This is a genomic window from Bradyrhizobium sp. PRIMUS42 (genome assembly GCF_023006515.1).
Classification (GTDB): domain Bacteria; phylum Pseudomonadota; class Alphaproteobacteria; order Rhizobiales; family Xanthobacteraceae; genus Bradyrhizobium.
In genome coordinates this window covers 1-7,132 of the sequence record NZ_JALBGZ010000304.1, presented here as the reverse complement: position 1 = coordinate 7,132, position 7,132 = coordinate 1, and the positions used below count along the sequence as shown (strand labels likewise).

The 7,132-nt window shown below is 64.4% G+C and carries 5 protein-coding genes; 4 read left to right on the top strand and 1 reads right to left on the bottom strand.

The genetic code is table 11. The features are described from left to right. Positions 1-950: tetratricopeptide repeat protein (locus MOV75_RS21410; protein WP_247006543.1), on the top strand; the 950-nt coding region annotated here is incomplete at its 5' end. A 227-nt stretch (positions 951-1,177) separates the two neighbouring features. Then, the gene (locus tag MOV75_RS21405; RefSeq protein ID WP_246926075.1) at positions 1,178-3,949 is read left to right on the top strand and encodes a di-heme-cytochrome C peroxidase; all 2,772 of its coding nucleotides are present in this window, start codon (positions 1,178-1,180) and stop codon (positions 3,947-3,949) included. A gap of 133 nt (positions 3,950-4,082) precedes the next feature. On the opposite strand, the gene MOV75_RS21400 is transcribed toward MOV75_RS21405, so the two are convergent. Then, a complete protein-coding gene (locus tag MOV75_RS21400; protein ID WP_246926074.1) occupies positions 4,083-5,030 on the bottom strand; it encodes an alpha/beta fold hydrolase in 948 nt (315 codons plus the stop codon). 220 nt (positions 5,031-5,250) lie between these two features. Here MOV75_RS21400 and MOV75_RS21395 point away from each other — a divergent pair, with 220 nt between their 5' ends. Beyond that, a complete protein-coding gene (locus tag MOV75_RS21395) occupies positions 5,251-5,718 on the top strand; it encodes an Hsp20 family protein (protein WP_246926073.1) in 468 nt (155 codons plus the stop codon). Positions 5,719-6,010: 292 nt separating this feature from the next. Then, positions 6,011-6,781, top strand: a complete 771-nt coding sequence (locus tag MOV75_RS21390) for an alpha/beta fold hydrolase (protein ID WP_246926072.1) — start codon at positions 6,011-6,013, stop codon at positions 6,779-6,781. The last annotated feature ends 351 nt before the right edge of the window (positions 6,782-7,132 follow it).

The following is a 7,132-nucleotide window of genomic DNA, read 5'->3' as shown; positions in this document are numbered from 1 at the left end:
AGCAGCTCTGGACCGGCCGCTACGATCGCGACATCGGCGACCTCTTCGCGATGCAGGACGAGATCACCACCAACCTGTCCGCCGCCATCGCCACCGAGATCGTCCGGGCCGAGGCCTCGGCGCCGGCGCGCCTGAGCACCGACGTGAGCGCCTGGGACCGCTTCCTCAAGGGCCTGTCGCATTACTACCGGCAGACCAAGGAAGACCTGGCCGCCGCCGTCGACCTGTTCCGGGAGGCCATCCGGCTCGATCCCAAACTGTCGATCGCGCACGCCTATCTCGCCACGATCCAGATCCAGAGCATCCAGTTCGGCTGGGTCAAGGGCACGCGGGAGATGTGGGCCGAAGCGATGAACCTCGCCGAAACCAGCGTCCGGCTCGACCCGCGCTCCTCCTTCGCGTTTTCGATCCTGTCCTGGGCTCACGGCATGGAGGGGCACTACGAGGCCGCGATGGACGCCGCCAAGCGTGCGGTCGCGCTCAACCCCTACGACAACGGCGCGCGCGGCGTGCTGGGCATCTGCCATTTCGTCATCGGCGAGCACCGCGAGGCGATCGAGCTGTTTTCGATGGCGGTGCAGCGCGACAACAGCGACCCACGCTACCAATGGGCGGCGCTGAACGCCTTCAGTCACTACCTGTTACGCCAATATGACGCGACCCTGTCATGGGCCCGCGAACAGCTCTACATCAACCCGAACCACATGCAGGCGCTGGCGATCCGTGCCGCGGCATTGGCTCAGATGGGACGGAGTGGCGAGGCGAGCGAGGCCGTCGGCGTGCTGATGGGAAACTATCCAACCCTGAATGTCGACAGGCACTTGCGCAACTTCCACTGGAAGCGGCCTGAGGACCTCGCCCATTACCGCGAGGGGCTGCTGAAGGCCGGCGTGCCGCTCGGCAAGCTGACCCTGGTGCAGAGCGACGTCAAACGCGCCGCCGAGTCCTGAACAGCGGCATGGGCGCTCTTGGCAGTCAGGGCTTGGCAGTCAGGGCTCTTGGCATCCCCTGACCGGTCCCCTGGCAAATCCGCACCGGCTTTTGTTGACACGACAGTGAATTCGGCCACACTTCGCTACACGCTGAAGTAGTATCACCTGCTGTCGGTTTGTTAGGACTTTCCGCGCTCTAACAGCGCGCCTGCGCATTTCGATTCGCTGTTTTCAGGATTTGGGCCATGCATCATCCCACTTCGAAGCCGCCCTTCGATCCCTCGATCCCGGTCTCGCCGAACAATCCCTGTCCGTTCCTGCGCGGCCTCGTCGGTGAAGGTTTCGTCGAGGGCGGGACCGTCCCGCTCAACACGCTCTCGCAGACCATCGCGAATGCGACCGGCGAGACGGGGCTGAAGAAGATCTCGGCCCGCATCCAGGTCCGCGGCGTTGCGCTCATCGCCAACGGTATCGGTCACATTCTGAAGAGCATCTGGTCGGGCGCGCAGCTCGACGCGCTGCGCGGTGGTCCGCTCGACAAGCGCGGCGCCGGCTCGCGCATCCTCAGCGTCGACGGCAAGGTCAACGAGGACGAGATCGCGCGGCTCGCGAGCTTCGGCCGGACCTACACCGACCCGAACACCGGCAGCAGCGAGCCCGGCCTCAACGCCGCGGAAATCAAGACCTTCATGCGCGACAACCTCAAGCGCGCCGGCAGCGCCGCACGCTGGTACTACCCGCTGCTGATGAAGTTCGAATGGCCCATCCTCTTGAAGATCATCGGCAAGGGCAAGAATGACGGGGAGCGTTATCTCAGCGTGGCCGACGTGCGCACGCTGTTCAACGAGCGCAGATTCCCCGACCGTATCAACCAGCGGATATTGTCGCAGCCGCTGCTGTCGGCCTGCCAGCTCCGCTTTCGCTGGGCGGTCGCGCTGACGGCGTTCGTCATCGGCCTTGGCCTCGTCGCACTGGTGGCCGTCGCCGAATTCCCCAACCAGGTCCGCGCCATGCTGCCGCAGAAGGGGATCCTCGTGAATCTTCTGCCGCCGCCCTTGCCTGCGGTCCCGGAGACGAAGGCCGCCTTCTGGCTCGAGCAGAACTGGTCGCTGAAGGACCGGCACTGGTTCCATCATGCCAGCCAGGGCACCGCGACCTTCCCGGTGCCCTACGAATGGTTCATGGCGTTGGAGCAGCCGCGGCTTCATCTGTTCTCAAAGCCGGGCATGATGAAGGACAGCACCTATCTCGAAGGCTTCGGCTTCATCCCGAGCCCGCAGTCGATCCAGACCGACATGACGACACTGCGCCGCTTCGGTTACGCCAATGTCTATGAGACGACGCAGGTGCCGGACTGGTCGACCAGGTGGACGCCGGCGGAGAACGTCGACGGCCTGCCGGTCGGCTTCGCGCGGATGTCCGGCGTCGTCGATCCCGCGACCGGCCGTCGCGAGGAGGACAAGATCGGGCTGACCTGCTCGGCCTGCCACACCGGCCAGATCCATTACCAGGGCGTGGACGTCCGCTTCGACGGCGGCCCAGCCATGACCGACCTGAAGAAGCTGGAACTCTCCACCGGCCTTTCGATCGCCTACACCCTGTACGTCCCGTTCCGCTTCCAACGCTTTGCCGATCGCGTGCTCGGCCCCGACGCCAGCAAGACGGACCGCGCCGCGCTCAAGCAGAAGCTCAGCGCGATCGGCACGTTCCTGATCGACTGGGCGAAAACCCAGCAACAGACGATTGAAGGCAAGAAGACCTGGAACGGCAGGCAGCAGCAGGACACAGAGGAAGGTTTCGGCCGCCTCGACGCGCTCAACCGTATCGGCAACCAGGTCTTCTCGCAGGATCTCGCGCTGAGCGGGGTCAAGGGATTCGAGAAGAACCTGCACGCCCAGGACGCACCGGTCAGCTACCCCCCGATCTGGACCGTGCCCTGGTTCAAGTTCGCCCAATACGACGCCTCGATTGAGCAGCCGTTGATCCGCAATGCCGGCGAAGCGCTCGGCGTGACCGCGCTGCTCAATCTGTCCGACGCCTATCCGGAGGAAAGGCTGTGGCGGTCCTCCGTCCACATCAGGACACTCGGCTGGATCGAGGACATGCTGAGAGGTCCCGATCCGTTCAAGCCGGCCGATCCTTCCACCGGTCCGAAGTTCGGCGGCCTGCTCGCGCCGAAATGGCCTTCGCAGATTCTCGGCGATGCATGGCGGCTGAAGCCGGATCGCGTCGAGCGCGGCCGCGCCATCTACGCCGAGATGTGCTCCGGATGCCACCTGCCGGCCGTCGACACTCCCGCCTTCTGGTCATCGAAGCATTGGGAGCCGAACGGCGACAGCAAGGTCCTGAACGCGGTGACGATCCCCCTCGACGAGATCAAGACGGACCCCGAACAGTCGCTCGTTCTCAGCAAGAGGATCGTCGATGTGCCCGGCTTCCTGAAGGTGAATACGGCCGACCTCCAGACATGGTGGCAATGCGAGGTCCCGACCGCGAGCACCTCGCCCAACGAGATGGTCTATGCGCTCGGCCTGATGACGGTGGTCGATCTCGTCGCCCGCAAATGGATGGACGACGAGAAGGTCACGGACGCCGAACGAGCGAAACTGTGGAATCTGGCGCGCAAGAACTGTCTCAATCCGGCGCCTGATCCGCGTTATCGCGCGCGGCCGCTGAACGGCATATGGGCCACGGCGCCTTATCTGCACAACGGTTCGGTGCCCTCGTTGTATTGGCTGCTGAAGCCGGCGAGCGAGCGCCCGCAAAAATTCTGCATGGGCCGCCGCGACTATGACCCTGACACCGTGGGCTTTGCGGTGACCGCGGACGAGAAATGCAAGACGGGCGAAACGCAGTTCTCGGCGGGGTCAGAGAAGGATCCGATCCAGGGCAACAGCGTGCTCGGCCATTCCTTCGAGCGCAAGGACGGCGAGCCGAAACGCCCCGGCGTGATCGGCCGCGTGTTCAAGGACGACGCCGAGCGCTACGATTTGATCGAATATCTAAAGACGCTGTAGCGGACCCGTACTTCGTCATTGCGAGCGAAGCGAAGCAATCCAGACTGTCTCCGCGGAAGCAGCCTGGATTGCTTCGTCGCAAGGGCTCCTCGCAATGACGGAGAACGAGGACTCCCTCGTCGTCACTGCCCTCTCACTTGAACAGCGGCGTACCCGGCACGAAGGCGTCGAAGGCGGCCCAGAACTGGGAGCGGTAGCGATCCTGTTCCTGGAGGATCTCGTGCTTGGCGCCGGCGATCACGAGATGGGAGCCGGCGCGCAAGTGATAGGCGAATTCCTCGATCGCCGCGGTGGAGACCACGGCGTCGTTAGAGGCCGCCAGCATCAGGATCGGTTGGCGGATCTGCGAGGGGTAGTTCACGCCCTTGAACGTGTTCATCGCGCGGAACGCGGTATCGGCCCAGGCCACGGTCGGTGACGCCAGCCCGAGCGTCGGGTCCTCCTCCAGGATCGCGGCATTGCGTGCATAGCGCACCGGATCGCTGGTCACGGGATTGTTGATGAAGGGATCGAGACCGGTGAGGCGATCGCTGCCGCCGGGGACGTAACGGCCGCCCTGCCCGAGCAGCCGCATCGTCTTGAGCAGCGCACGCACCGGAAACGAGGTGGTGCGGCCGGGCAGGTCGATCATCGGCGCCGACAGCACCATGCGGTCGAACCAGCGCTTGCCCGCATGCGCCACCCGCAGCATCACCGTGCCGCCCATGGAGTGGGCCAGCGCGAAGAACGGCGGCGGGCAATCCGGCAGCACCACCTGCTGCACGAAGGCCTCGACGTCGACCTCGAAATCGGAGAAATCGCGCACATATCCCTTGCGCGGATCGCGCAGGCGGCGCGAGGAATGGCCCTGTCCGCGCCAGTCGATCATCGCCACCGCAAAGCCGCGGTCACGCAGATCGCGCACGGTCTCGAAATATTTCTCGATCTGCTCGCTGCGTCCGGTGAAGACGCAGACGGTGCCCTTGCGGCCCGCCGGCGGCGCCCAGCGCGCAAAGCGCAGCTCGGCGCCATCGGGCGTCTTGATGGTGCCGCTGACGACGTTTTCGGGGACGGGATTGGACGGGATCGAGACCAGCGTCATGATTGGAGGTGCTTGGGCGCGAAGTGCTGCAAATCAAGGGGCCAAAGCGCCGAAAAGGCGCAAATGCCGCCCTCTTGAACGCCGTCTCGTTCCACCCATATCATCTTCGTGCAGGCCGCTACCAGTGTTTCGGAACCGGAACATGAGGCTGCACACAGACTAAAGCCCGGCCCGATTGGCGGGCGGGTTACCAAACAGTCGCTCAATGGAGGACTTGACCATGCGTAGCTACGATCTCACCCCGTTCTATCGTTCCACCGTCGGCTTCGACCGCCTCTTCAGCCTGCTCGACCAGGCCGGTTCGGACGGCAGCCCCGGTTATCCCCCCTACAACATCGAGCGTACCGGCGAGAACGCCTACCGCATCACCGTTGCGGTCTCGGGCTTCGCCAGGGATGAGCTCTCCATCGTCGCGAAGGAAAATACGCTGACGATCAAGGGCGAGAAGGTCGCCAACGAGAACTCGAAGTCCGAAGTGCTCTACCGCGGCATCGCCGCGCGTGCTTTCGAGCGCGCCTTCCAGCTCGCCGACTTCGTGCAAGTGAAGGACGCCTCGCTCGAGAATGGCCTGCTTCATGTCGATCTCGTCCGCGAGATTCCCGAGGCGAAGAAACCGCGCCAGATCGCGATCAACACCGGCGCACCGAAGGCGCAGGTGATCGAGAACTCGGCCGCCCAAGCCGCCTAAGCAGCACGCGACTTCCAGGTTGAGAAAACGCCCCGGTGCCCCGGGGCGTTTTTTTGCTTGTTCCGTCGTTGCCTCGCTAAACGTTCGCGAGCAGCCGGCTGGTTTTCGGTTGAACTGGAAATACAGGGTCGAGTCTGTCGTTCTACGTTACCGCCCACACTCCGTAACCTTGCTTACGCGTCTCGTGTGCGCCCGATCAGGACGTTTGTCACGGATGAGTGACCAAGCGTAACGCCGCCACCCCGGGCACCGTCCTTTGGACATCGAACACAAAATGAGACGGAGAACGATCATGACACTTTGGCGCAGCCTTTTCGTCGCCGCGAGCCTGCTGGTGGCCCCCCTCAGCCTCGCTCACGCACAGACGCCGCAGACCGTGAAGGCGACCAACGTCGTGCTGGTGCACGGCGCCTGGGCCGACGGCTCGAGCTGGTCGGAGGTGATCCCGATCCTCCAGGCCGCGGGCCTGCATGTGACGGCCGTGCAGAATCCGCTGTCGTCGCTTGCCGACTCTGTCGAGGCAACCAAGCGCGCGCTGGCCGAGCAGGATGGTCCCACGGTGCTGGTCGCCCATTCCTGGGGCGGCACCGTGATCAGCCAGGTCGGCACCGACCCGAAGGTCACCGGCCTTGTCTATATCGCCGCCCGCGCGCCCGATGCGAACGAGGATTTCGTCGCACTGTCCAAGCAGTTTCCCGCAGGCCCGGCCCGCGCCGGCATCGTCGAGCGCGACGGCACCACCAAGCTCTCGGAGGACGCCTTCCTGAAGTACTTTGCCAATGGCGTGAAGCCGGAGCGGGCGAAGGAGCTCTACGCAGTGCAATGGCCGACGGCGGCCTCGATCTTCGCCGGCCGCACCACGGAGGCGGCGTGGCACGCCAAGCCGAGCTGGTACGCGGTGTCGAAGAACGACTACACCATCAATCCCGATCTCGAACGCTTCCTCGCCAAACGCATGAACGCCACCGCCATCGAGCTCGATGCCGGCCACCTCTCGCTGGTGTCGCATCCGAAGGAGGTGGCGAATTTGATCCTGGAAGCGGCGGGGTATCCGCGGAGCTGAGCGGCGATCGCTTTCATGCAAAAGGCGCCCGAGATTTTCGGGCGCTTTTTGTTGTGCTCACTCTCACCCCGAGGTCGTCCCTGCGTTCGCAGGAATCCATACCGCGTGATCTATCGGTGGAATGAGTGCGCGTACAGGACTCCGAATCTTCGCCAAACTGCACCCTGGAGTTATGGGTCCCTGCGTTCGCATGCGTTCGCAGCGACGACAGCGTCAGTGTGGCTGGCGCCGTCACGCCAAACCCGCCTCGCTAATCCAGCCCCTGCGCCGCCGGCATCTCCTGCGTCGGCAGAATCGTTGGAGCCGGCTTGGCTTGGCCGACGGTCGGTCCGGCGGCCTGAGGTGCCGCCT

Bases quoted from the DNA above. Each gene is read 5' to 3' on its own strand.
- MOV75_RS21405 (WP_246926075.1), top strand. From the start codon at position 1,178: ATGCATCATCCCACTTCGAAGCCGCCCTTCGATCCCTCGATCCCGGTC.
- MOV75_RS21400 (WP_246926074.1), bottom strand. From the start codon at position 5,030: ATGACGCTGGTCTCGATCCCGTCCAATCCCGTCCCCGAAAACGTCGTC.
- MOV75_RS21395 (WP_246926073.1), top strand. From the start codon at position 5,251: ATGCGTAGCTACGATCTCACCCCGTTCTATCGTTCCACCGTCGGCTTC.
- MOV75_RS21390 (WP_246926072.1), top strand. From the start codon at position 6,011: ATGACACTTTGGCGCAGCCTTTTCGTCGCCGCGAGCCTGCTGGTGGCC.